Below are 22,619 nucleotides of genomic sequence, written 5' to 3'. Positions count from 1 at the left end.
CGGACGGCCGTGCGGGTGCTCCGGTCTGTCCGTGCGGAGTTCGTCACCAGCACGGTACCCAGAGGGACGGCGGCCGGAGGGGGCGTCCGGCGGATTGTTGCCAGGCCGCCGTAACCGTGGAGGGTGGTCGGCGGTTGGCGGACCATGAAGAAGATCATCTCCGTTGCCGCCCTGGCCCTCACGAGCCTGGCCCTGGCCGCCCCTGCCCACGCCGACGGCCACGACAGCAACTTCGGGCCGGGGGTGAACGCCGCGAACAACTGGAACTTCAGCGCCGCTGCAGTCTGTTTCCAGGAGCTTGCGGTCGTCCCGGTGGGTGGGGCGTGGGTCGGCGACACCGTCAACCACTGCACCAGCGGCAACGTCCTCAACCACAGCGGCTGATCGTACGGCGGCCACCTGTTCCGGTTCGGAACAGAGAGAGTGTTCCGATTCGGAACGCGCTGATGGAGCAACGCCCCCTTGTTCACGCAGTGAACAAGGGGGCGTTCACCGGGTGGACACGGGGACGGTTCACCGAGAGAACGGTCCGGCTGTCCACTGAATGGACACGCCGATGCGTCACGTGCGGTGAGCGCCGTGTCACCTGCTCCTTGGCCGGGAGGCCGTGGGTGGGGCATGCGGTGGGGTGGTGGAGCCGGGATGAATCGGGGTCGCAGCTATGCGGGCCGAGGGCCTTTCGGTCATGGGGTCCCGCAAGCGGTTAAGGCGCCAGGCCAGGACTTCGCTGAGGTTGTGGGCGGTGTCGAGCTCGCGTTGGCCGGCGGCTTGGGCGAGGAGTCGGGCGGGGGAGTGGCCGGCTGCTGTGGCCTCGTTGAGGGTGGCAGCCAGGGCGGGCCAGTCGGGCTCGGCGAGGATCCGCTCGGCCAGGTCGGGCAGAGCGTGGCGTACTGCGGCGACCTGCCGGTTCAGCTGCCACTGCGGGAGAAGCTCACCCCGGTGGCGGAGCGTGGTCAAGGACTCGGCGGCTGCGGTTCGGTGGGCCGCGCGGAGGTGGACGACTGCTTGCTGTGCGGCCTCGGCCTGCTGGTGGTGGGATCGGGTTCGGTGCCAGTGCTGAGCGGCGATGACCGCGAGCACGAGGGCGTCGAGGGCGAGCACGAGGAGCGTGCCGTCCTTGGGGGCGGGCTGTCGCAGGATCGCTTTCACCGCCTGCCGGATGGCCTGGGCCTGCTGGTGGTGGGCGGCGATACGGGACCTGCCGGCGTGCTCGAAGGCGGTGGCGGCCTGGAGGAGCTGGGGCCGGAGATCGGCGGGAGCGAGCACGGGCAGCGCGTCGAGGGCTTCGAGGAGTACGGCGATGTAGGCCTGACCGTTCTCGTCCTCGCTCTGGGCGAGGTGGTCGGGCATCTTGTCGACGGCGATGGCGAGCCGTCGCCAGGTGGTGGCTTCCGTCGGCTCCGCCGGGGTTGTGGCTGTGGTCGTGAGGCGTTCGGCGATCTTGGGGTAGGAGAGGTCGGGGGCGAGGGTTGAGCCGGAGAACCACACCGGTTCGCCCTGGGCGTTGGTGTCGCCGGCGAGGGCAACCTTGTAGCCGCGGATGTCGCCAGAGGGGAAGTACTGGACGTCGACGAGGGCCCCGGTCCCTTCGATGATTCGGAAGAGTTCCTCGATGGTGGTGGCGGCCGAGACGGCGGTGCGGACGATGGTGCGCAGGCGTTCCCGAGACGTTCGGGCGGTCCCTGTGCGGCGGGCCTTCTCCTGTTCGGCGCGGGTGGGGCGTTTGGCGGCGGCGCGGTCTCCGCGCGGGATCTGGCGGAGGCCGTACTCCTTCTCGATGGCGACGAGTTCCTTGTCGGCGCGTACGAAGTCGTTCCAGTTCCGTGGCGGGCGGAGGTCGCCTCGGACCTTGGTGGCGACGATGTGGATGTGGTCGTCGGCGTGGCGGACGGCGACCCAGCGGCAGGCGTCGGGGTCGCCGGCGGGGGCGACGCCGGTGGCGTTCAGGACGCGGCGGGCGATGGTGGCCCACTCGTCGTCGGTCAGGTGGCGGTCCTCGGGGGCGGCGCGGATCGAGCAGTGCCACACGTGGCCCTTCGGCGCCTTGTGGCCGGCCTGCTTGACCCGCAGGTCGAGGGCGGTGGCGAGCTGGGCGAGGGTGGCGTCGGGGTCGCGACCGGGGTCGGGGGCGAAGCCGTCCCAGGAGGCGACGAGGTGGGGGTCGGCGTGCTCGTTGGCCCGGCCGGGCCCGAACAGGTAGTTCAGGACGCCCCTGGTCTTGCGGCCGGGCTTGCCGATCTTCGCGATCATCATGCCGCCAGGCGGGTTGTGGCCGCCACATCGGCGGCGGTGTCGACCGCCTTGACCGTGTCCTGGACGAGGGCAACGAGCCGTGCGGCTTCGGCGAGGACGGCGGCGTCCACAGGGTGTGTGTCGCCGCCGGAGTTGAGGCGCTTGGCGATCTGGTTCGCGTTGGTGCCGATCCTGGCGACCTGCTCGCGCAGGGCCGCGTACTCGTCGATCAGGTCGTCGATGGCGGTCCGTTCGGCGGGAAGGGTGAGGTCGCCGTTGATGTGGGCCATGACGACGGCGCCGACGAAGTGCGAGCCGGCCAGACCGCGGCGGCTGGCTTCCGCGCAGATCGCCTGCTTCTCGTCGACGCTGTAGCGGACGTCGACACGCTCCTTGCGCTGCACGTCCTGGCGGGCGCGACGGCGGGCGACACGGTGCAGCGCGGCCTCGTCCGCCGCGCGCACACCCCCTGTTCCCGGTGCGCCCTCGCGCCGGGGACCCGCCGCCTCCGCCACCCCCGGGGCGGAGGCTTCCGCGATGGACCGGCCACTGGACGGTCCAACGCCATACCTTGCTGCGCGGTTGAGGCCGGCAGTCGTCTCCTGCTGGGTGGTGGGGAGTTCGTGGTTCGGGTCGTGCATGGGCCGGTTCTCCGTGGGTGCTTGGGTGTGTGCGGCCCCGCGGCCCCGTGCTCGGCTGCATGGGGACACGGGATGCGTTGGAGGGCGGGTCAGGGCGCTGTGAGGGTCAGCCGGTGCCGACGGGGGAGGCGGCTTCGTTCAGTCCGCCGAGTGGTCCGGCCTCGAAGCCGTCGTCCGTGGCGTGCTGGGCCTGGCCGGTCCGCTCGGCCTGCAGTCGGTCGCGCAGGGTGCGGGCCCGGGGCAGGCCGATCCGTAGTTCGCGGCGCAGACCCTCGGCGGTCAGCTGGTCGTCGGTCCAGTCGGCGGTCAGGAGTCGGGCTTTGTCGAGGAGGTCGGCGTCGGTGCGGGTGCGGTCGGCGGTCGACTTGGCGGCGTCGGGGACCCGACCGGTCGCTCGGCGCGGTGTGGCTCCGGTCGACTGCGCCACCGTGGCCGACCGAGGCGGTCGGGTGTCGGGAGCCGCTTCGGTTCCTTCGGTCGGCCCCGTGGCAGGTGCCTTGGTGACCTCCACGGGGGCCGACTCGGGCAGCTGCTCCGAGGCCGATTCGGGCCGGTCAGGCGTCGACCGTAGGGCCTGGTCGCCGACCGACCGGGCAGAGGCCGCTTCGGGGGAGTCGGCCGACTCAGGGTGGTGGTGCAGCACCTTGGCCACGAGGTCGGATCCGAAGTAGATCGACCCGACCGGGAGTGAGGTCGCCAGCAGGACGAGGGCCCAGTTCGCGTAGTCCAGGTCGGTCAGTCGGCCCCACTGGATCGAGTCGGTGTGGAGGGCCGGTACGAGGCCGTGCACGTAGTTCAGCAGGAGGCTGGCGATCGTGTAGGTCGCCAAAACCCGCAGCGCGAACTTCCGGTCGGCGTCGGTTAGCACGAGCGTGGCGATCAGGGCGAGGGCCATCAGGCCGTCGACGACGATCGGGTAGAGGAAGGCGGCGGTGGAGTCAGCGCCGATAGCGCGGGCCACGTCGGACAGCGCGTTCCACGAGACCCGGAAGGCCATGAGGACGACGGCCACCAGGCCGATGACGAGGGCGATGCGTCCCGTGCGGTTCACACGCCGGCCCCCAGCGGATGCGGGTGCTCGGCGAGCGTCGCCAGAGTCATCGCGCTGCCTGAGGTCGTCGTTCGTGGCACCGGAGGTGAGACGCGCGATGCCGGCGCGGATGGCTGCTGGGGCGCTTGGGGCAGGGAAGTGCAAGAGGGCGGTCTCCAGGGTGGGGAAAGGGAGCTTGCGCAGGGCTGGGTGCGGTCATCCCGGCGTGGGCGGCCGTGGGCGGTGGGGACTCGTCCCACCCGTCCCGCCGCTGGTCAGGGCAGGTACGGGTGGGGCGTTGATGTCGAGTCGACTCGTTGCGGGTCGGGGACTCGTCCCCGCGCTGACCTGCGCGGGGACGGGTGGGACGAGTCGGGGAGGGTCAGGCGCCGGGCTCGACGGGGAGGGCGGGGGCTGCCTCGGGCGGGCAGTAGCGGGCCCAGGCGTCGGCGAACTGGGCGCGGGTGAAGCCCTTGGCCTGGTTGCCGCCGGGGAAGCGGCGGTTGGCCGACTTGATGCCGTAGTCCTGGAGCAGAATCTGCAGGCCGCGCGGGGTGAGCCCGTTGGGGCTGTGCTCGGCCCAGGGCGCCTCGGGGTCGGCGTTGAGGATCTCCAGGAGGCGGCCGGTGCGGATCGCCGCCTGGTCCCCTTCGGAGGCGAAGGCGCGGCGGATGTCGGCGAGGATGCGGATCTTGAGCCCGCCGTCCTCGTCCCGCCCGGCCTCGTAGTCGGTCATGGCGGTGCACGCGGTGCGGGCCAGGACGGGCCAGTGTCCGCCCGCGAGGTCGGCGACGCTGATCAGCGGCGCCCAGGTGTCGGCGGCGCGGTCCTCGACCGGCATCTTCGGCTCCAGGGCGAGCGCCTTCTCGCGTACGGAGGCCAGCCAGGCCGCCAGCCGGGTCCGGAGCTCGCGTACGGCCAGGTCGTCGCGGCCGTAGCGCCAGAAGCTGACCGTCTCGGTCTCGGCTCGCCGCCGCATGCGGATGACGACCGACCGGTCCATGATCGTGTCGGGGAGGTCGCCGATTCCGGCGAGGGCGGCCATGGCGAAGGTGTCGAACTTGACCACCTCGTGGTTGGGGCCGGAGACCCGGAGGGTGGGCCGGTTGCGCTGGTGGCCGGCATTGAGCAGGCCGCGCATCTCCTCGTTCTTCTCCGCGACCTTCGGGCTGCCGAAGATGGTGTCGACCTCGTCCACGAGGAGCGTGGGCGGGTTGCCCTCGCCGATCGACCGGAAGATCGCTGCAGCGGAGGCGTTGACCGTGATCAGCGGCTCGTGGACCGCCTCGATCAGGACTTCGAGGAGCCTCGACTTCCCGCAGCGCTTGGCCGGTCCGACCACCGCCAGGCGCGGCGCGTGCTGCCACACCGTCTGCAGATGGGTCGCCGCCGCCCACAGCGTGGTCGCGGTCAGGGCCTCGTCGCTCGGCATCACGACGTAGCGCCGGATCGCGTCCCGGAGCAGGTCCAGGACATCTACGCCCTCGGAGTGCGCGTCGGGCGGCGGGGCGGTCGGCTGGCCGGGGACGGCGGTCGGCGGCCACTCGACGGGAAGCGATGGCGTGTTCGGGGTGGCTTCGTCCATACTGGACATCGAGCTCCTCAATCTGCGGCCATATGGGACGGCAATCCCGGCACTGCAGGTAGTCGTTCAGGGATGGGCGGCGTGAGGTTTGCGCTTTGAGCCCCTCGGTGTCGCAAGCACCGGGGGGCTTTTTGCATGTCTGGCTAGGTGCTGGCGGTCTCCTGCGGACAGCAGCGGTCCAGCACAACAACCATGCCACATGCAGAGCAGCTATGCAAGCAGCAGAACGTGGTGTACTGTTTAGGCTGCTGCGAATTGCAGGGACATGCTGCGAGAGGAAGGAGGGGTCGATGCCCGACGATAACAGCGAGGACGCATCCGAGGGTGTCCTGCTCAAGGGCGAGGACAACGCCGCCAAGCGGATCAAGGCCGAGCGCGAGAACCGTGGCTGGAGCACCACCACGCTCTCCGACCGCCTCAACGAGGCCGGCTACGAGATGAACCCGTCGGCGGTATGGCGGATCGAGAACGGCAAGCGCCGCATCAACCTCGACGAGGCCATCGGCTTCGCTGAGGTCTTCGGGGTGTCGCTGTCCAACCTCGTCGGCCCGCCGGCCCTGGCCGCCGCCGGCCGCGCCATGGAACTGATCGACACCGTCGTGGCCGCCAACGCGGCCGCCCAGAGAGCCCAGCACGCGTACCGGCGGGTCAACGCCGAACTCATCGCCTACCTCGACGAGCACCCGGACATCCGCGAGGAGGCCAACGCGGTGGTCAGCAACGCCATCGCCGAGAGCACCATGAAGATCAACCAGGAGGAGTTCGGCCTGCCGCCCCAGCCGTAGCCCGCTCCTTTGGCCGCCCTGGCCCGCAAACCCCAGGGACCCCGGCCGCATCACACGCCCACCCCATCCCATCCCTGAACGACACGGCCCGGCCGGGGTTGCCGCCCCATCAGCCGAGGCCAGGAGAGGACCCCGCTTGCGCCACACGGCAATACCCCACACCTCCGCCCAGCCCCGCACGGCGAAGGAGGTGAACAACAACGACCGTCTGCTCACGGTCGACGAGGCCGCTGAACGCCTCGGCACCGGAGTCCGCTTCATCCGCCGGCTCATCCAGGAACGCCGGATCCGCTACGTGAAGCTCGGCAAGCACGTCCGGATCGCCGACAGCGTGCTGACCGCGTACGTCGAGGAGCGCACGGTCCCCACGCTTCGCGACGCGCGCTCCCGCTTCGGGAAGGCGGCCTGATGGCGGGCCGCAAGCCGCAGCGGCGGCGCGAGTTCGGCACGGTGCGCCAGCTGCCCTCGGGGCGCTGGCAGGCCCGTTACTGGGCGCCGGACGGGTCTCGGCGTACCGCGCCGGAGACCTTCGAGACGAGGACCGAGGCCCAGGACTGGCTGACCCTCACCAAGGCGGACATCCAGCGCAATGTCTGGGTAGACCCCGAGGTCGGGGCGGTCAACTTCGAGGAGTACGCCCTGAAGTGGGTGGTGGAACGAGGCCTGTCCGCCACGACGGACGAGCTGTACCGCCGCCTCCTGCGGCTGCACCTTCTGCCGTTCTTCGGTGAGGTGGACCTCGACGAAATCACCCCGCCGACGGTGCGGACGTGGCGGGCCGAGCGTCTGGCCGCCACGGGGGCCACGACCGTCGCCAAGTCCTACCGCCTGCTCAAGGCGATCATGGAGACGGCTGCGGACGACGAGCTGATCCGCCGCAACCCGTGCCGCATCAGGGGCGCCGGCAGCGAGAAGGCCAAGGAGCGCACGACGGCCACCGTCGAGCAGGTCGACGCCCTCGCCGAGGCCATCGGGATCCGCTGGCGGCTGATGGTGTACCTCGGCGCCTACGGTCCGATGCGCCCGGAGGAACTGGCGGCTCTGCGCCGGAACTCGATCACTCTCGACCCGCTCGCTGTACGGGTCACGGAGGCCGCTCCGGAACTGAACACCGGACGTCGCGTCGAGGGCGACACCAAGTCCGCGGCCGGTGTCCGAACCATCCACCTGCCCACGTTCCTCTATATCGAGGTCAAGCGGCACCTGGACTGGTTCGCGCAGAAGGAGCCCGACGGGCTGCTCTTCGTCGGGGAGAAGGGAGCACCCTTCCGGCGGACCACCTTCGGCCGGAAGTGGGCGAAGGCCCGTGCGGCGGTGGGCCTGCCGAAGGACTTCCGTTTCTACGACCTCCGGCACACGGGCCACACCCTCTCCACCCAGTCCGGCGCCACCTTGAAGGACACGATGGTCCGCGCCGGCCAGTCCTCGGAAAAGGCGGCGATGATCTACCAGCACTCCGACGACGCCCGCCAGCAGGAGGTCGCCGGAGGTATCGACGCCAAGGTCCGTGAGCTGCGCGGACGTGCGGCTCGCGTCGAGTCCGACTGAGATCCGTTACGTCCCCGGTCAGAGCGATTCACGATCGGCTCTGACCGGGGATGCCCGAAGCCCGACAGTCGACTGACCAGCAGCGCTTCTTGATTTCCTCCCTCGGATGAGGGAGGATTTCCGGAAATCGCACTTCGTGGTCAGGGGCTGAATATGGCAGTCATGCACGTTGAGGACTCACGCGGCCAGAGCCGTCTCACAGACCTGGGGCTCTCGGCCGAAACCATCGAGAACGTGCTGCGGCGTGCCGAGGCGGAGCGCAACTTCTGCACGCCCCTCGACCCGGTCTCGCTCCCGGGCAACATCTTCTGGGGTAGGACCATCCGCTTCCTTCGCGAGGCGTACATCCCTGATGGATGGCGCAGCGTGAGCCCTCAGAACGTCTCGCTCCTGCTGTCGCCGGAAGAGGACTTCGCCATCACCGCCTCCAGCGGTAACAAGGCCACCGGCTACGCCGCGCTCACCCCTGCCACCCGCTACTCGAAGGGCACGGCGGTCATCCGCCGGGTTGAGACCAACCGGCAGCTGATGTTCCCTGGCTACGAGGCCGAATCCGAGCCTCAGGGAGTCGGCGAGGGGATCCCGACCTGGTTCCTCCTGTACCAGCACGTGAACACCCTGACGGGTACGCGGCTCTACTACGAGCTGTCGCTGCCGACCAACCCGGGAAGCCGTGGCAAGATCGACAGCTGGCACGAGCGGATCATCTTCCCCTACATCGACTTCGAGGGCTTCAACCCGTTCCCGAACGACGACGACGGCGAAGGCGGCATCGACATCCCGATCGAGCGTCTGGGCTGATCGTCCACCCCACAACCCATTGGCACTCCCATGACCACCGCATCCCGGCTCGTCCTGGCGCGCAAGCGCCGCGGGCTCACCGTCACCCGTCTCGCCCAGATGGTCGGACTCACCGCCCGCCGGTTGTCCGACTACGAGAACGGCCGGGCCTACCCTCCCCCGGCCTCCCTGGCCAGCCTTGCTGAGGCTCTGGAGTTCCCGGAGTCCTTCTTCCTTGCCGAAGAGGTCGTCGACCTGCCCGTCGAGTCGGTCAGCTTCAGGGCGCTCAGCAAGATGACGGCCTCACAACGAGACATCGCCCTGAGCAGTGGTCGCCTCGCCCGGATCTTGCAGGACTGGATCCGGGCTCGCTTCAAGCTGCCGGCGCCAGATCTTCCGTCCTTGACCTCGTTCAGCCGTCTCGGCAGCGACGACGAACCGGTGTTTCCCGGCGAGGCCGGGGCCGAGAACTGTCCCGCCGAGCGCGCAGCTGAACTGGTTCGCACTCGATGGGGGTTGGGAGTGGCCCCGATCCCCAACATGGTTCACCTGCTCGAAGCGCACGGGGTGCGCGTGTTCTCGCTGTCCCGGGACTGCCCGGAAGTGGACGCCTTCTCCTTCTGGGACCGCGGCGTTCCGTTCGTACTGCTAAACACAGAGAAGACCGCCGAGCGCGGACGCTTCGACGCCGCACACGAGCTGGGGCACTTGGTTCTGCACGGTGAGGAGCAGGTACCCCACGGGCCTCAGGCCGAAGGCGAAGCACACCGCTTCGCTGCGGCCCTGCTCATGCCGGCCGCAGACGTTCTGGCACACGCCCCTCGCAACCCGAGCACCACCTGGATCCTGCAGGCGAAGCGACGCTGGAAAGTCGCCGCCATGGCACTCGCCCACCGCCTGCACGAACTCAACCTCACCACCGAATGGCAGTACCGCACGCACTGCGTCGATCTCAGTCGCATGGGCTTCCGGAAGTCGGAGCCCCAGAGCACGCTCACGCGGGAAACTTCCCAGGTGCTGGGCAAGGTCTTCGCCGCTCTCCGAGCGGAAGGCACCCCGCTGGCGGAAATCGCACGCGATCTCGACCTGAGGCCGGCGGATCTCAGTGACCTGATCTTCGGCTTGGTGGTCATCGCCCAGGAGGGCGGGCGCGGTGGCGCCCGTACGACTGCCTCCCGTAGACCGCAGCTCTCCGTCGTGCGCTGACACTCGCCTTTGTATGTGCGGAGGAACGTTCCGCCGGTCGGAAGTGGCGCGAGTCACAGCGAAGTCGCGCTCGCATTCTGAGACAGGTCTGCCCCTGCACCACCTAGGTGGTGCAGGGGCAGACCTGTCTACAGGGCATATCCCCGAGTTGGGGCACGCGGAGGGCACGGCAGTCCCCGACAGGTCTAGACAGCGACGAAGGCCCTGGTCTCTGACCAGGGCCTTCGTTCAAGAGCGGATGACGGGAATCGAACCCGCGCTATAAGCTTGGGAAGCTCATGTTCTACCATTAAACTACATCCGCGTTGCGGCCGGATGAGCCGGTCGCATCGTTGCACACTGTACCCCATGTGCCACGGGTGGCGTCGCCCGCGTCTCCCCGGTGGGTCGGAGTGCCGCGTGGAGGGTGTCCTGTTGATCCCCTAATGTGGCTGTCTCAGCCAGCATGTGTGTAGGGGAAGGGACTTGATGGGTTCCGTGGAGCGCACCGTCGTCCGCTGTGCCGAAGGGCACGTGTTCAGTACCGTATCGTTTCCGCTTCAGCAGCTCGGGGCCGGGCGGATCGGGCCCGGGCGGCTCATCCGGTGTCCGCGGTGCGCGCGGTTGAGGCACGCGGTGCCGGTGGAGGTTCAGCAGCGCTGAGCTGGGTGAACCGGGTGGGGCGCGGAGCCGGTCCCGATTGGGGAGGTCCGCGCCCTCTGCGTATCGTGGGGGCGTGCTTCTCTCAGACAAGGACATCCGGGCCGAGATCGATGCCGGGCGGGTGCGCATCGACCCGTACGACGAATCCATGGTGCAGCCGTCGAGCATCGACGTGCGGCTCGACCGCTTCTTCCGGGTGTTCGAGAACCACCGCTACCCGCACATCGACCCCGCGATCGAGCAGTTCGACCTGACGCGCGAGGTGGAGCCGGAGGGCGACGAGGCGTTCATCCTGCACCCGGGCGAGTTCGTGCTCGCCTCGACCTACGAGGTCATCACCCTGCCGGACGACATCGCGTCGCGCCTGGAGGGGAAGAGCTCCCTCGGGCGGCTCGGGCTCGTCACGCACTCCACCGCCGGGTTCATCGACCCGGGGTTCTCGGGGCACGTGACCCTGGAGCTGTCGAACCTCGCGACCCTCCCCATCAAGCTGTGGCCCGGGATGAAGATCGGGCAGCTGTGCATGTTCCGGCTGAGCTCGCCCGCCGAGTTCCCGTACGGCAGCGAGCGGTACGGCTCCCGGTACCAGGGGCAGCGGGGCCCGACGGCCTCCCGCTCGTACATGAACTTCCATCGGACCCAGGTGTGAGGCGGTAGCCGGACATGAGTGAAGTGCGCGAGAACCTGACGTACGAGGGCTTCGGGACGGCCGTCCGCGAGCTGGCCCAGACCATCGCCGACGACGGGTACGAGCCCGACATCGTCCTCTCCATCGCGCGCGGCGGCGTCTTCGTCGCCGGCGGCCTCGCCTACGCGCTGGACTGCAAGAACATCCACCTCGTGAACGTGGAGTTCTACACGGGCGTGGGGACCACCCTGGAGATGCCGGTCATGCTGGCGCCCGTCCCGGACGCGATCGACTTCTCCGACAAGAAGGTCCTGATCACCGACGACGTCGCGGACACCGGCAAGACGCTGAAGCTGGTCCACGACTTCTGCAAGGACCACGTCGCCGAGGTCCGCTCCGCCGTCATCTACGAGAAGTCCCACTCCCTCGTGAAGTGCGAGTACGTGTGGAAGAAGACCGACGAGTGGATCAACTTCCCCTGGTCCGTCGAGCCGCCCGTCGTCAAGCGTGAGGGCCAGGTGCTCGACGCCTGAGCCCCCGGCCCACGGACACGGGAGAGCCCCCGCCGGTCGACCGGCGGGGGCTCTCCCGTGTCCGTGGGTCCGTGCGGCTTTCCTACAGCGTGCCCAGCTTGATCAGGCTGAGGAGGGCCACCAGCTGGATGGCGGAGGCGCCGAGGGCCTTGGACCAGGGCAGGTCGTGGGAGCGGCTGACCATGAGGGTGAAGAGGAGGCCGGCGGCGAGCCAGGTGGCCCAGCCGATGACCTGCACCAGGCCGTTCTCGCCGCCCAGGAAGAGGGCGAAGAGGAGGCGGGGGGCGTCCGTCAGGGACATGATCAGCATGGAGAGGCCGACCGTGGGCTGCCAGGCGCCGTCGCCGCCGAGCTGGCGGGCGAGGGTGTGGGTGACCGCGCCGAGGATCAGGCCGGCGACGACGAAGCCGACGCCCGTCATCAGGACGTACGGGATCGTGCTGGAGAGGGTGGCGTTCAGCACCTCCTCGCGGGCCTGGTCGAAGCCGAAGATCGCCAGCAGGCCGTAGAGGAAGGTGACGATCAGCGCCGGGCCCCAGACCGCGTGGTCGCGCATCCGGAGGAAGGTGTCCGCCGGGCGCAGCACGATGCCGCTCAGGAGGGCCTTCCAGGGCAGGCGGGGGCCGACGGGGACGGGCGCCTGGTAGGCGCCCGCCTGGCCGTAGGGGTCGTCGACGCTGAACATCTGGGTGTGGCCCGGGTTGTTCGCCGTCGCCGCGTGGTGCTGCGCGTGCGGGTCGCCGAAGTACTCCGGCTCCCCGTACGGCTGCTGCTGCGGCTGTTGCTGCCACTGCTGCTGCGGGTGCGCCTGCGGGGGCCCGTCGTACCCGTACGGCGCCTGCTGCGGTCGATGCTGCTGCGGGGGGCGGTTGTCCCGGCCGCGTCCGTTCCTGAATCCAGCCACGTCAATGAACGTACCCGGTCCGGCGCCGGGCTCGCTCCTTCCGTGCCGAGCTGTGACATCCCCTAGGGGAGGCGTCGGGGGTCACGGGGGCGTCGGCCCCTCGCGCGACGGCTGTGACAAAGCGGATGTATCACCTCAATGGGGGGTCCGTGGCTTCGGTGGGGTCGGCAGCGGAACCCCTCTGGAGTTCTCCGTGCTTCTCCACCGCCGTACCCGCGTCCTGCGCACCGCCGCCGTCGCCCGGCACACCGAGGACGGGCCCCGCGCCCAGGTCTCGCTCACCCACGGCAAGCGCGTCGCGGAGCACCACGCCCGGAAGCGGTGACCCGGGGACGACGAAGGGGCCGTCCCGCTCTCCGCGGGACGGCCCCTTCCGCCGTTGTTACGCGACCGGCTCCGGCTCCTCCGCCGGGGCCTCCGGCTCGGGGTCGACCGGCGTCTTCACCGAGTCGAGCAGCAGCTGGGCCACGTCGACGACCTGGAGGCTCTCCTTGGCCTTGCCGTCGTTCTTCTTGCCGTTCACGGAGTCCGTGAGCATGACGAGGCAGAACGGGCAGGCGGTGGAGACGATGTCCGGGTCGAGGGACAGGGCCTCGTCGACGCGCTCGGTGTTGATGCGCTTGCCGATGCGCTCCTCCATCCACATCCGCGCGCCGCCGGCGCCGCAGCAGAAGCCGCGCTCCTTGTGGCGGTGCATCTCCTGCTGGCGCAGGCCGGGGACGGCCGACATGATCTCGCGCGGCGGCGTGTAGACCTTGTTGTGGCGGCCCAGGTAGCACGGGTCGTGGTAGGTGATGAGGCCGTCGACCGGGGTCACCGGGATCAGCCTGCCCTCGTCGATGAGGTGCTGGAGCAGCTGGGTGTGGTGGATGACCTCGTACTCGCCGCCGAGCTGCGGGTACTCGTTGGCGATGGTGTTGAAGCAGTGCGGGCAGGTCGAGACGATCTTCTTGGCCGACTTCGGCTTCTTCGTCTCCGGGTCGTCGTCGTCCTCGCCGAACGCCATGTTCAGCATCGCGACGTTCTCCTGGCCGAGCTGCTGGAAGAGCGGCTCGTTGCCCAGGCGGCGCGGGGAGTCACCCGTGCACTTCTCCTCGCCGCCCATGATCGCGAACTTGACGCCCGCGATGTGCAGCAGCTCGGCGAAGGCCTTGGTGGTCTTCTTGGCGCGGTCCTCCAGGGCGCCGGCGCAGCCGACCCAGTAGAGGTAGTCGACCTCGGACAGGTCCTCGACGTCCTTGCCGACGATAGGGACCTCGAAGTCGACCTCCTTGGTCCACTCGACGCGCTGCTTCTTGGCCAGGCCCCAGGGGTTGCCCTTCTTCTCCAGGTTCTTCAGCATCGTGCCGGCCTCCGACGGGAAGGCGGACTCGATCATGACCTGGTAGCGGCGCATGTCGACGATGTGGTCGATGTGCTCGATGTCGACCGGGCACTGCTCGACGCAGGCGCCGCAGGTGGTGCAGGACCACAGGACGTCCGGGTCGATGACGCCGTTCTCCTCGACGGTGCCGATCAGCGGGCGCTCGGCCTCGGCCAGGGCGGCCGCGGGCACGTCCTTCAGCTGCTCGGCCGTGGCCTTCTCGTTGCCCTCCATGTCCTTGCCGCCGCCCGCGAGCAGGTACGGCGCCTTGGCGTGCGCGTGGTCGCGCAGCGACATGATGAGGAGCTTGGGGGAGAGCGGCTTGCCGGTGTTCCAGGCGGGGCACTGCGACTGGCAGCGGCCGCACTCGGTGCAGGTGGAGAAGTCGAGGAGGCCCTTCCAGGAGAACTGCTCGACCTGGGAGACGCCGTAGACGTCGTCCTCGCCCGGGTCCTCGAAGTCGATCGGCTTGCCGCCGGTCGTCATCGGCTGGAGCGCGCCCAGCGCGGTCTCGCCGGTGGCGTTGCGCTTGAACCAGATGTTCGGGAAGCCGAGGAAGCGGTGCCAGGCGACGCCCATGTTGGTGTTCAGCGAGACCACGATCATCCAGATGAACGAGGTGCTGATCTTCACCATGGCGGTGAAGTAGATGAGCGTCTGGAGGGTGGAGAGCGACAGGCCCTTGAAGGCCAGGACGAGCGGGTACGAGGCGAAGTACGCGGCCTCGTAGTGCTCGACGTGGTGGATCGCGCCCTCCAGGCCGCGCAGCACGTAGATCGCGAGGCCGATGGTGAGGATCACGTACTCGACGAAGTACGCCTGGCCGGCCTTGGAGCCGGCGAAGCGGGACTTGCGGCCGGCCCGGGAGGGCAGCGACAGCAGGCGGATGACGATCAGGGCGGCGATGCCCAGGATCGTCATGACGCCGATGAACTCGATGTAGAGCTCGAAGGGCAGGAAGCCGCCGATGACCGGCAGGGTCCAGTCGGCCTGGAAGAGCTGGCCGAAGGCCTGCGCGAGGGTCGGCGGTAGGGTCAGGAAGCCGACCGCGACGAACCAGTGGGCGAAGCCGACGATGCCCCAGCGGTTCATCCGGGTGTGGCCCAGGAACTCCCGGACCAGGGTGACGCTGCGCTGGTAGGGGTTGTCCGTGCGGGTGCCGGCCGGGACCGGCTGGCCGAGCTTGAAGTAACGGACGAACTGGCCGATGGCGCGAGCGAGCAGGGCAACGCCGACCACGGTCAGCGTCAGCGACACGATGATCGCGGCGAGTTGCATGACGGGCTCCTCGGGCGGGCCTGGGGCGCGGCGGGGGCGGCCTGTGCTCGCCTCGCCCTCACTCTCGCCCTGAGCCTACTAAGCGGTAACTTAATTAGTCCGTGCTGAGATTACCGGTTCCCGGCGCCGCGCTGTAGCGGCCCCTGCGGTGATCTGTGTCGCTCAGGCAAGCCTTGCCGGACGGGCGGAGGCGCGCCGGAGGCGACGTCGACGGACTGCTGGAAGCGTACGCGCCAGCACGGCCAGATCCATGCCGAGCCAGTGGTGGTCCACATAGTGGAGGTCGAGCAGCTCGCGCTCCTCCCAGGGCAGGTCGGAACGGTCGCTGATCTGCCAGGGGCCGGTCAGCCCCGGGCGGACGGAGAGCCGGCGCCGCGCCGCGCCCGCGCACTCGGGGTGGCCGGGGGAGAGCGGGCAGGGTCCGACGAGCGACATCTCGCCCCGTACGACGTGCAGCAGCAGCGGGAGCGCGGCCAGCGGGCTCCGGGTGCGCAGGGTCAGCATGGTGAACGGCCGGCCGCGCAGCCCCGCCCTCGTGTGGCGGCGCAGCACGGGCCCCTCCCGGGTGAGGGAGAGCGAGAGCGCGACCGCGCCGAGTAGGGGTGCGAGCAGGACGAGCAGGGTCGTACCGCCGAACAGGTCGAGGGCGCGCTTGAGGTCGAAGGTGCGGTGCCTGTGCTGCGTACGGTTCGCCGTCATGCCCCGGACCCCTCCGGCTGAGATGATGGGATGTTCGTGGAATATGCCCGCTTTGCCCGACGCGGGGCACCGGGACTCTCCCACTTCTCGCGCCGCGCGTCAGGGAGCGACGCGCTTCTCGCGTCTCTTTGAGCGGTCGGGCCGACGAAGAGTTGAGTCGACTCGACTCAGCTCTGTTGACGTCGGCTGTCCCGTGATGCATCCTTGAGTCAGTTCCACTCAAGTCAGTCAGCTGGAGGAATCGAAATGGCACGTGCGGTCGGCATCGACCTGGGCACGACTAACTCCGTCGTCAGCGTTCTGGAAGGCGGCGAGCCCACCGTCATCACGAACGCGGAGGGCGCCAGGACCACGCCGTCCGTCGTCGCCTTCGCCAAGAACGGCGAGGTGCTCGTCGGCGAGGTGGCCAAGCGCCAGGCCGTCACCAACGTCGACCGGACCATCCGGTCCGTGAAGCGCCACATGGGCACCGACTGGAAGATCGAGCTCGACGGGAAGAACTTCAACCCGCAGCAGATCTCCGCCTTCATCCTCCAGAAGCTGAAGCGCGACGCCGAGGCCTACCTGGGCGAGAAGGTCACCGACGCGGTCATCACCGTGCCGGCGTACTTCAACGACTCCGAGCGCCAGGCCACCAAGGAGGCCGGTGAGATCGCGGGCCTCAACGTCCTGCGCATCGTCAACGAGCCGACCGCGGCCGCCCTGGCCTACGGCCTCGACAAGGACGACCAGACGATCCTCGTCTTCGACCTCGGTGGCGGCACCTTCGACGTGTCCCTCCTGGAGATCGGCGACGGCGTCGTCGAGGTGAAGGCCACCAACGGCGACAACCACCTCGGTGGCGACGACTGGGACCAGCGCGTCGTCGACTACCTGGTGACCCAGTTCAAGAACGGTCACGGCGTCGACCTGTCCGCCGACAAGATGGCGCTCCAGCGTCTGCGCGAGGCGGCCGAGAAGGCGAAGATCGAGCTCTCCTCCTCGACCGAGACCTCCATCAACCTCCCGTACATCACGGCCTCCGCCGAGGGCCCGCTGCACCTGGACGAGAAGCTCACCCGCGCCCAGTTCCAGCAGCTCACCTCGGACCTCCTGGAGCGCTGCAAGGTCCCGTTCCACAACGTCATCAAGGACGCGGGCATCGCCCTCTCCGAGATCGACCACGTGGTCCTGGTCGGCGGCTCGACCCGCATGCCGGCCGTCGCCGAGCTCGTCAAGGAGCTGACCGGCGGCAACGAGGCCAACAAGGGCGTGAACCCGGACGAGGTCGTCGCCATCGGCGCCGTCCTCCAGGCCGGTGTCCTCAAGGGCGAGGTCAAGGACGTCCTGCTCCTCGACGTCACCCCGCTGTCCCTCGGCATCGAGACCAAGGGCGGCATCATGACCAAGCTCATCGAGCGCAACACCACGATCCCGACCAAGCGGTCCGAGATCTTCACGACGGCCGAGGACAACCAGCCGTCCGTGCAGATCCAGGTCTACCAGGGCGAGCGCGAGATCGCGGCGTACAACAAGAAGCTCGGCATGTTCGAGCTGACCGGCCTCCCGCCGGCCCCGCGCGGCGTCCCGCAGATCGAGGTCGCCTTCGACATCGACGCCAACGGCATCATGCACGTGACCGCGAAGGACCTGGGCACGGGCAAGGAGCAGAAGATGACCGTCACCGGCGGCTCCTCGCTGCCGAAGGACGAGGTCGACCGGATGCGCCAGGAGGCCGAGCAGTACGCGGACGAGGACCACCGCCGCCGCGAGGCCGCCGAGTCCCGCAACCAGGGCGAGGCGCTCGTCTACCAGACCGAGAAGTTCCTCAAGGACAACGAGGACAAGGTCCCGGGCGACGTGAAGACCGAGGTCGAGGCCGCCCTCGCCGAGCTGAAGGAGAAGCTCAAGGGCGAGGACACCGCCGAGATCCGCACCGCCACCGAGAAGGTCGCGGCCGTCTCCCAGAAGCTCGGCCAGGCCCTCTACGCCGACGCCCAGGCCGCCCAGGCCGGCGCCCCGGCCGGCGAGGCCAAGGCCGACGACGACGTGGTGGACGCCGAGATCGTCGACGACGAGCCCAAGAAGGACGGCCAGGCGTGAGCGAGGAGACCGCGGGCTTCGAGGAGGAGCCCGACGTCCCCTCCGGCGACGCCGACGAGGCCGCCGAGTCCACCGAGGACGCGGCGGCCCCGGCCGGGGACGTGACGGACACGGCTCTCCTGGCGCAGCTGGACCAGGCCCGCACGGCGCTCTCCGAGCGGACGGCGGACCTCCAGCGGCTCCAGGCGGAGTACCAGAACTACCGGCGCCGGGTCGAGCGGGACCGGGTCACGGTCAAGGAGATCGCGGTCGCGAGCCTCCTGTCCGACCTGCTCCCGGTCCTCGACGACATCGGCCGGGCCCGGGACCACGGCGAGCTCGTGGGCGGCTTCAAGTCGGTCGCCGAGTCGCTGGAGACCGTCGTCGCCAAGATGGGTCTCCAGCAGTTCGGCAAGGAGGGCGAGCCCTTCGACCCGACGATCCACGAGGCCCTGATGCACAGTTACGCGCCGGACGTCACCGAGACGACCTGCGTCGCGATCCTGCAGCCGGGGTACCGGATCGGCGAGCGGACCGTCCGGCCCGCCCGGGTGGCCGTCGCCGAGCCCCAGCCGGGCGCGCAGCCCGGCGGTGCGGCGAAGGCCGAGGAGTCGGACGACTCCGAGAAGGACAGCGAGTAAGCAGCCACACCCGCACGCGGGAGGAGGGACGTCGATGAGCACGAAGGACTTCGTCGAGAAGGACTACTACAAGGTCCTCGGCGTCCCCAAGGACGCCACCGAGGCCGAGATCAAGAAGGCGTACCGGAAGCTCGCACGCGAGAACCACCCGGACGCCAACAAGGGCGACACCAAGGCCGAGGAGCGCTTCAAGGAGATCTCCGAGGCGAACGACGTCCTCGGCGACCCCAAGAAGCGCAAGGAGTACGACGAGGCGCGCGCGCTCTTCGGGAACGGCGGCTTCCGGGCCGGCGGCCCGGGTGCGGGCGGTTCGTTCAACTTCGACCTGGGCGACCTCTTCGGGGGCGCCCAGGGCGGGGCCGGCGGCTTCGGCGGCGGCGGTGGCATCGGGGACGTCTTCGGCGGTCTGTTCAACCGCGGCGGCGGCGCGGGTGCCCGCACCCAGCCCCGGCGCGGCCAGGACATCGAGTCCGAGGTGACGCTCAGCTTCACCGAGGCGATCGAGGGCGCGACCGTGCCCCTGCGGATGTCCAGCCAGCAGCCCTGCACGGCCTGTTCGGGCACCGGCGACAAGAACGGCACGCCCCGGGTGTGCCCGACCTGCGTCGGCACCGGCCAGGTCTCGCGGGGCAGCGGCGGCGGCTTCTCGCTGACCGACCCGTGCGTCGACTGCAAGGGCCGCGGCCTGATCGCGGAGAACCCCTGCGAGGTCTGCAAGGGCTCCGGCCGGGCCAAGTCCTCGCGGACCATGCAGGTCCGGATCCCGGCGGGCGTCTCCGACGGGCAGAAGATCCGGCTGCGCGGCAAGGGCGCCCCGGGCGAGCGCGGCGGGCCCCACGGCGACCTGTTCGTCGTGGTGCACGTCGACGCCCACCCGGTCTTCGGGCGCAAGGACGACAACCTCACCGTCACGGTGCCGGTCTCCTTCGTGGAGGCGGCGCTCGGCGGCGAGGTCAAGGTCCCGACCCTCGGCGGGCCCGCGGTCACGCTCAAGCTGCCCGCGGGCACCCCGAACGGCCGGACCATGCGCGCCCGCGGCAAGGGCGCGGTCCGCAAGGACGGTACGCGCGGCGACCTGCTGGTGACGGTGGAGGTCGCGGTGCCCAGGGAACTGGACGACAAGGCCCGCGAGGCCCTGGAGACCTACCGCGAGGCGACCGCCTCGACGGACCCCAGGGCGGAGCTGTTCGAGGCGGCGAAGGGAGCCTGACGCGGTGGACGGACGCAGACGCAACCCGTACGAACTGACCGACGAGACCCCGGTGTACGTCATCTCGGTGGCGGCCCAGCTGTCGGGGCTGCATCCGCAGACCCTGCGCCAGTACGACCGCCTGGGTCTGGTCTCCCCGGACCGCACGGCCGGCCGGGGCCGGCGCTACTCGGCCCGCGACATCGAACTGCTCCGCCAGGTGCAGCAGTTGTCGCAGGACGAGGGCATCAACCTCGCCGGCATCAAGCGCATCATCGAGCTGGAGAACCAGGTCGCGGCGCTCCAGGCCCGGGTCGCCGAGCTCTCGGCGGCCGTCGAGGGCGCGGCCGCCGCGATGCGCCAGCGCGAGGCCCAGGTGCACGCCTCGTACCGGCGCGACCTGGTGCCGTACACCGACGTGCAGCAGACCGGCGCCCTGGTGGTGTGGCGCCCGGCACCGAAGCGCGGCGAGTAGCCGCACGCGCCATGGACCGCGGAAGGCCCCTCCCCGCCCGGGAGGGGCCTTCCGCGCGTCCGGCGGTCAGATCTCCCGTTCGAGGAGGCCGGAGCGGGCGATGAGGTAGCCGAGCTGGGCGCGGCTGCCGCTGCCGAGGGTGGCCGCGAGCTTGGCTATGTGCGCCCGGCAGGTGCGGACGTTCATCCCGAGCCGGCGGGCGATGGCCTCGTCGACGTGGCCCTCGACGAGGAGCCGGGCGATGGAGCGCTGGACGCCGCTGATGCCGCTGAGCTGCGGCTGGTAGGTGACCGGGGAGTCCAGGGGCGTCGCCTGGAGCCAGAACTGGTCGAAGACGCCGCCGAGGTACTCCACGAGCCCCTGGTGGCGCAGTTCGAGGGCGATGGTGCGGTCACGGCTGGCCGGGACGAAGGCGACCTTGCGGTCGACGATGATGAGGCGGTCGATGATCTCCTCCAGCGTCCGGACCTCGACCTCGGAGCCGATGCGTTCCAGGTACGCCAGGGTGATGGGCTGGTGGCGCGCGGTGTGCTGGTACAGCGTGCGCATCCGGATGCCCCGGCCGAGCAGCGGCCGCACCCGGCGCAGGGCTTCTCCGAAGGTCTGCGCGCTGCGGCCCTTCCCCGGCTGTACGGTGAGCAGTTCCGAGGTGCATGCGGCGACGGCGCGGTCCAGGCTGTCGTTGATCCGCTCCAGTCCTTCGAGGACGGTGATGGCGTGGGTCATCGAGGGGTCGCGGGCGCCGAGGGCCATGAAGGGTTCGAAGGCGTCGGCGAGGGTGACGGTCATGCGCCGGCGCTCCTGTATCTCCTTCTCGAGCGGGTCGAGGAGGCGGGCGAGGGCGGCCGTCGGTGCCACGGGGCGGAGCCACTCGGCGTCGTCGGGGTCGGGGCGCAGCAGGTCCAGGTCCATCAGGCAGGGTGCGGGCGAGATCTCGGAACGGGCGATCCGGCCTTCCCTGAGGGCCTCCGAGTAGAGCCGACTGCCCGGTTCGCACAGGTCTGCGTGCGTGTGAGAATGCACCTTTTGGTCAGGTTCTATCCGCATACGTACACCCCCAGGCTCTTGCATTACAGGAACATGATGCATTGGGCGAGTGGTGGAAACGGGAGGAGTGAGCGATCGTCGTGACTTGCGGGGGAGCAGGTAGTTACACACCTTCGAGTGAGGTTGCTCGGTCATGTCCAAGAAGCTCATACGCACCGTAGTCGGTGCCGCGCTGATGGCTGCTGCAGCTGTGGGCGCTGTCTCGATGGCCCAGGATCCGGGGTGGGGTTCCCAGACGCAGGTCGTCAGGGCCGACCCGGGCTGGGGTCTGCTGCAGCCGGCGGTCGCCGATCCCGGATGGGGCGTGGCGCCGGTCGCCGACCCCGGTTGGGGGTCCGTCAGGGCATGACGGTTCCCGAGGACCCTCGTTTCCGACGCGAGATGGCGAGTGCCTACCGGTCGGGGTGGCACTTCATCGACCTCGTCACCGCGGTGCCGCGCCGTGGCGAGTCGTTGAAGGTCACCCTCTTCGGTGAGCCGATCGTCGTCGTCCGCGGGGACGACGAGGACATCCGTGCCTACCGGTGCCTGCGCCGTCCCCGCGGCGCCCCCCAGCCCGTCCGCTGTGCCATCCGGTACGGCATGATCTTCGTCAACTTGGACCAGCGCGACCACCAGCCGGTCGAGGCGCGGTTCGCCTCCGAGACCATCTCCGCCACCCCCCGCAGTGCCTGAGCGATTCCCCCGTCGTTGTAGATCGCTCAGGTGCTTCCCCCACACAACGGCGCCATCGCGGACCTGAACCGCGATGGCGCCGTTGTGCTTTTCCGGGGCCGTCCCCGGCGGATCCGGGACCGTTCCCGGAGGGAGGGTCAGGCGCGGCCCATCGCCCGGGTGAGCGCGATCTCGATGACCACCCGGTCGGGGTTGGGCGTCGGGGTGCGGCCGTAGCGCTCGGCGTAGCGCGCCACCGCGTCGGCGACCTCCGCCTCCTCCGTGCGGATCCGGGCGACGCCCTCCAGGGTGGCCCAGCGCCCCTTGTCGACCTGGCAGACCGCGACCCGCGCGCCCTCCGCGCCCGCCGCCAGGACGTGGGCGACCTTCCTGCTGTTCTTGTTGGTGATGACCCGCGCCAGGCCGCGCTCGGGGTCGTACGTGACGCCGACGGCCACCACGTGCGGGGTGCCGTCCGGACGCGGGGTGGTCAGCGTGCACATGTGGTACTCGCGCCAGAAGCTGAGGTACGAGTCCGTGGGGTTCCTCGGGTCGGTCGCCATGCCCGGAAACTACCCCGGACGTTCGCCCCTCCGACACCTTGAGCGGAATAGACTCAACTTTATGTACGCTGTATGAGTCAGAGAACGAGAAGGGTCCACCGCCGGACCCGGAGGACCACACCCAGGAGGAGACCC

General features: G+C 69.7%; 23 protein-coding genes and 1 tRNA gene. 14 read left to right on the top strand and 10 right to left on the bottom strand.

The features are described from left to right. Nucleotides 1-144: 144 nt before the first annotated feature. Nucleotides 145-384, top strand: coding sequence for a hypothetical protein (locus IE245_RS01185; protein ID WP_189944659.1), 240 nt, complete (start codon nt 145-147; stop codon nt 382-384). 198 nt (nt 385-582) lie between these two features. Here IE245_RS01185 and IE245_RS01180 read toward each other — a convergent pair whose 3' ends face one another. The 4 genes from IE245_RS01180 to IE245_RS01165 form a co-directional block, all read right to left on the bottom strand. Then, nucleotides 583-2,253, bottom strand: a complete 1,671-nt coding sequence (locus IE245_RS01180) for a relaxase/mobilization nuclease domain-containing protein (protein WP_229851023.1) — start codon at nt 2,251-2,253, stop codon at nt 583-585. Continuing rightward, nucleotides 2,250-2,696: a plasmid mobilization relaxosome protein MobC gene (gene mobC, locus IE245_RS01175; protein ID WP_308436592.1), complete on the bottom strand. Its 447-nt coding sequence runs from the start codon at nt 2,694-2,696 to the stop codon at nt 2,250-2,252. Before mobC ends, IE245_RS01180 begins: the two co-directional genes overlap by 4 nt. A 283-nt stretch (nt 2,697-2,979) precedes the next feature. Then, nucleotides 2,980-3,924, bottom strand: a complete 945-nt coding sequence (locus IE245_RS01170; RefSeq protein WP_189944657.1) for a DUF2637 domain-containing protein — start codon at nt 3,922-3,924, stop codon at nt 2,980-2,982. Between the two features lie 361 nt (nt 3,925-4,285). Next, entirely contained in the window at nt 4,286-5,488 is a 1,203-nt protein-coding gene (locus IE245_RS01165; RefSeq protein WP_189944835.1) for a DUF3631 domain-containing protein, read from the bottom strand. 290 nt (nt 5,489-5,778) lie between these two features. On the opposite strand from IE245_RS01165, the gene IE245_RS01160 reads away from it, so the two are divergent. From IE245_RS01160 to IE245_RS01140, 5 genes are all read left to right on the top strand, one after another. Continuing rightward, nucleotides 5,779-6,273 (top strand): helix-turn-helix domain-containing protein, encoded by a 495-nt coding sequence (locus IE245_RS01160; protein WP_189944656.1) that lies wholly within the window; start codon nt 5,779-5,781, stop codon nt 6,271-6,273. Between the two features lie 190 nt (nt 6,274-6,463). Continuing rightward, nucleotides 6,464-6,682, top strand: coding sequence for an excisionase family DNA-binding protein (locus IE245_RS01155; RefSeq protein ID WP_189944833.1), 219 nt, complete (start codon nt 6,464-6,466; stop codon nt 6,680-6,682). Further along, on the top strand, nt 6,682-7,821 hold the full coding sequence (locus IE245_RS01150; protein WP_189944655.1) for a tyrosine-type recombinase/integrase: 1,140 nt from the start codon (nt 6,682-6,684) through the stop codon (nt 7,819-7,821). Before IE245_RS01155 ends, IE245_RS01150 begins: the two co-directional genes overlap by 1 nt. A 153-nt stretch (nt 7,822-7,974) precedes the next feature. Further along, nucleotides 7,975-8,622 (top strand): hypothetical protein, encoded by a 648-nt coding sequence (locus IE245_RS01145; protein ID WP_189944654.1) that lies wholly within the window; start codon nt 7,975-7,977, stop codon nt 8,620-8,622. A gap of 30 nt (nt 8,623-8,652) precedes the next feature. Beyond that, nucleotides 8,653-9,807 carry a helix-turn-helix domain-containing protein gene (locus IE245_RS01140; RefSeq protein WP_189944653.1) on the top strand — a complete coding sequence of 385 codons (1,155 nt, stop codon included), beginning with the start codon at nt 8,653-8,655 and terminating at the stop codon, nt 9,805-9,807. Between the two features lie 233 nt (nt 9,808-10,040). On the opposite strand, the gene IE245_RS01135 is transcribed toward IE245_RS01140, so the two are convergent. Next, a tRNA-Gly gene (locus tag IE245_RS01135) sits at nt 10,041-10,111 on the bottom strand. A 411-nt stretch (nt 10,112-10,522) separates the two neighbouring features. Here IE245_RS01135 and dcd point away from each other — a divergent pair. Together dcd and IE245_RS01125 are read left to right on the top strand one after the other, a co-directional pair. Further along, complete coding sequence (dcd, locus tag IE245_RS01130) at nt 10,523-11,098, top strand: dCTP deaminase (RefSeq protein ID WP_189944652.1); 576 nt, start codon at nt 10,523-10,525, stop codon at nt 11,096-11,098. A 14-nt stretch (nt 11,099-11,112) separates the two neighbouring features. Further along, nucleotides 11,113-11,610 carry a phosphoribosyltransferase gene (locus IE245_RS01125; RefSeq protein ID WP_150229323.1) on the top strand — a complete coding sequence of 166 codons (498 nt, stop codon included), beginning with the start codon at nt 11,113-11,115 and terminating at the stop codon, nt 11,608-11,610. 82 nt (nt 11,611-11,692) lie between these two features. Here IE245_RS01125 and IE245_RS01120 read toward each other — a convergent pair whose 3' ends face one another. After that, nucleotides 11,693-12,514: a Yip1 family protein gene (locus IE245_RS01120; protein WP_189944651.1), complete on the bottom strand. Its 822-nt coding sequence runs from the start codon at nt 12,512-12,514 to the stop codon at nt 11,693-11,695. Between the two features lie 193 nt (nt 12,515-12,707). Between IE245_RS01120 and IE245_RS37630 the strand changes: the two genes are divergently transcribed. Further along, the gene (locus tag IE245_RS37630) at nt 12,708-12,839 is read left to right on the top strand and encodes a hypothetical protein (protein ID WP_268256505.1); all 132 of its coding nucleotides are present in this window, start codon (nt 12,708-12,710) and stop codon (nt 12,837-12,839) included. A 57-nt stretch (nt 12,840-12,896) separates the two neighbouring features. Here IE245_RS37630 and IE245_RS01115 read toward each other — a convergent pair whose 3' ends face one another. Then, nucleotides 12,897-15,155, bottom strand: coding sequence for a (Fe-S)-binding protein (locus IE245_RS01115; RefSeq protein WP_189944650.1), 2,259 nt, complete (start codon nt 15,153-15,155; stop codon nt 12,897-12,899). A 162-nt stretch (nt 15,156-15,317) separates the two neighbouring features. Next, a complete protein-coding gene (locus IE245_RS01110) occupies nt 15,318-15,854 on the bottom strand; it encodes a sugar transferase (RefSeq protein ID WP_189944649.1) in 537 nt (178 codons plus the stop codon). 246 nt (nt 15,855-16,100) lie between these two features. On the opposite strand from IE245_RS01110, the gene dnaK reads away from it, so the two are divergent. The 4 genes from dnaK to IE245_RS01090 are packed head-to-tail and all read left to right on the top strand — an operon-like array spanning nt 16,101 to nt 20,220. Then, a complete protein-coding gene (gene dnaK / locus IE245_RS01105) occupies nt 16,101-17,936 on the top strand; it encodes a molecular chaperone DnaK (RefSeq protein WP_189944648.1) in 1,836 nt (611 codons plus the stop codon). Continuing rightward, the gene (gene grpE / locus IE245_RS01100; RefSeq protein WP_189944647.1) at nt 17,933-18,556 is read left to right on the top strand and encodes a nucleotide exchange factor GrpE; all 624 of its coding nucleotides are present in this window, start codon (nt 17,933-17,935) and stop codon (nt 18,554-18,556) included. The genes dnaK and grpE overlap by 4 nt, the downstream gene beginning before the upstream one ends. Nucleotides 18,557-18,590: 34 nt before the next feature. After that, on the top strand, nt 18,591-19,766 hold the full coding sequence (dnaJ, locus tag IE245_RS01095; RefSeq protein WP_189944646.1) for a molecular chaperone DnaJ: 1,176 nt from the start codon (nt 18,591-18,593) through the stop codon (nt 19,764-19,766). 4 nt (nt 19,767-19,770) lie between these two features. After that, nucleotides 19,771-20,220, top strand: coding sequence for a heat shock protein transcriptional repressor HspR (locus IE245_RS01090; protein WP_189944645.1), 450 nt, complete (start codon nt 19,771-19,773; stop codon nt 20,218-20,220). A gap of 66 nt (nt 20,221-20,286) precedes the next feature. Here the strand turns inward: IE245_RS01090 and IE245_RS01085 are convergent, their stop codons facing one another. Next, nucleotides 20,287-21,267: a helix-turn-helix domain-containing protein gene (locus IE245_RS01085; RefSeq protein WP_189944644.1), complete on the bottom strand. Its 981-nt coding sequence runs from the start codon at nt 21,265-21,267 to the stop codon at nt 20,287-20,289. 345 nt (nt 21,268-21,612) lie between these two features. On the opposite strand from IE245_RS01085, the gene IE245_RS01080 reads away from it, so the two are divergent. Then, the gene (locus IE245_RS01080) at nt 21,613-21,942 is read left to right on the top strand and encodes a Rieske (2Fe-2S) protein (RefSeq protein ID WP_189944643.1); all 330 of its coding nucleotides are present in this window, start codon (nt 21,613-21,615) and stop codon (nt 21,940-21,942) included. 137 nt (nt 21,943-22,079) lie between these two features. On the opposite strand, the gene IE245_RS01075 is transcribed toward IE245_RS01080, so the two are convergent. Continuing rightward, nucleotides 22,080-22,484, bottom strand: a complete 405-nt coding sequence (locus tag IE245_RS01075) for a pyridoxamine 5'-phosphate oxidase family protein (protein WP_189944642.1) — start codon at nt 22,482-22,484, stop codon at nt 22,080-22,082. Between the last annotated feature and the right edge of the window lie 135 nt (nt 22,485-22,619).

The organism is Streptomyces roseolus (assembly GCF_014649855.1).
In the GTDB taxonomy this organism is placed as follows: domain Bacteria; phylum Actinomycetota; class Actinomycetes; order Streptomycetales; family Streptomycetaceae; genus Streptomyces; species Streptomyces roseolus.
The sequence above is the reverse complement of the archived record's forward strand: the minus strand, read 5'-3'. Positions and strand labels throughout refer to the sequence as shown.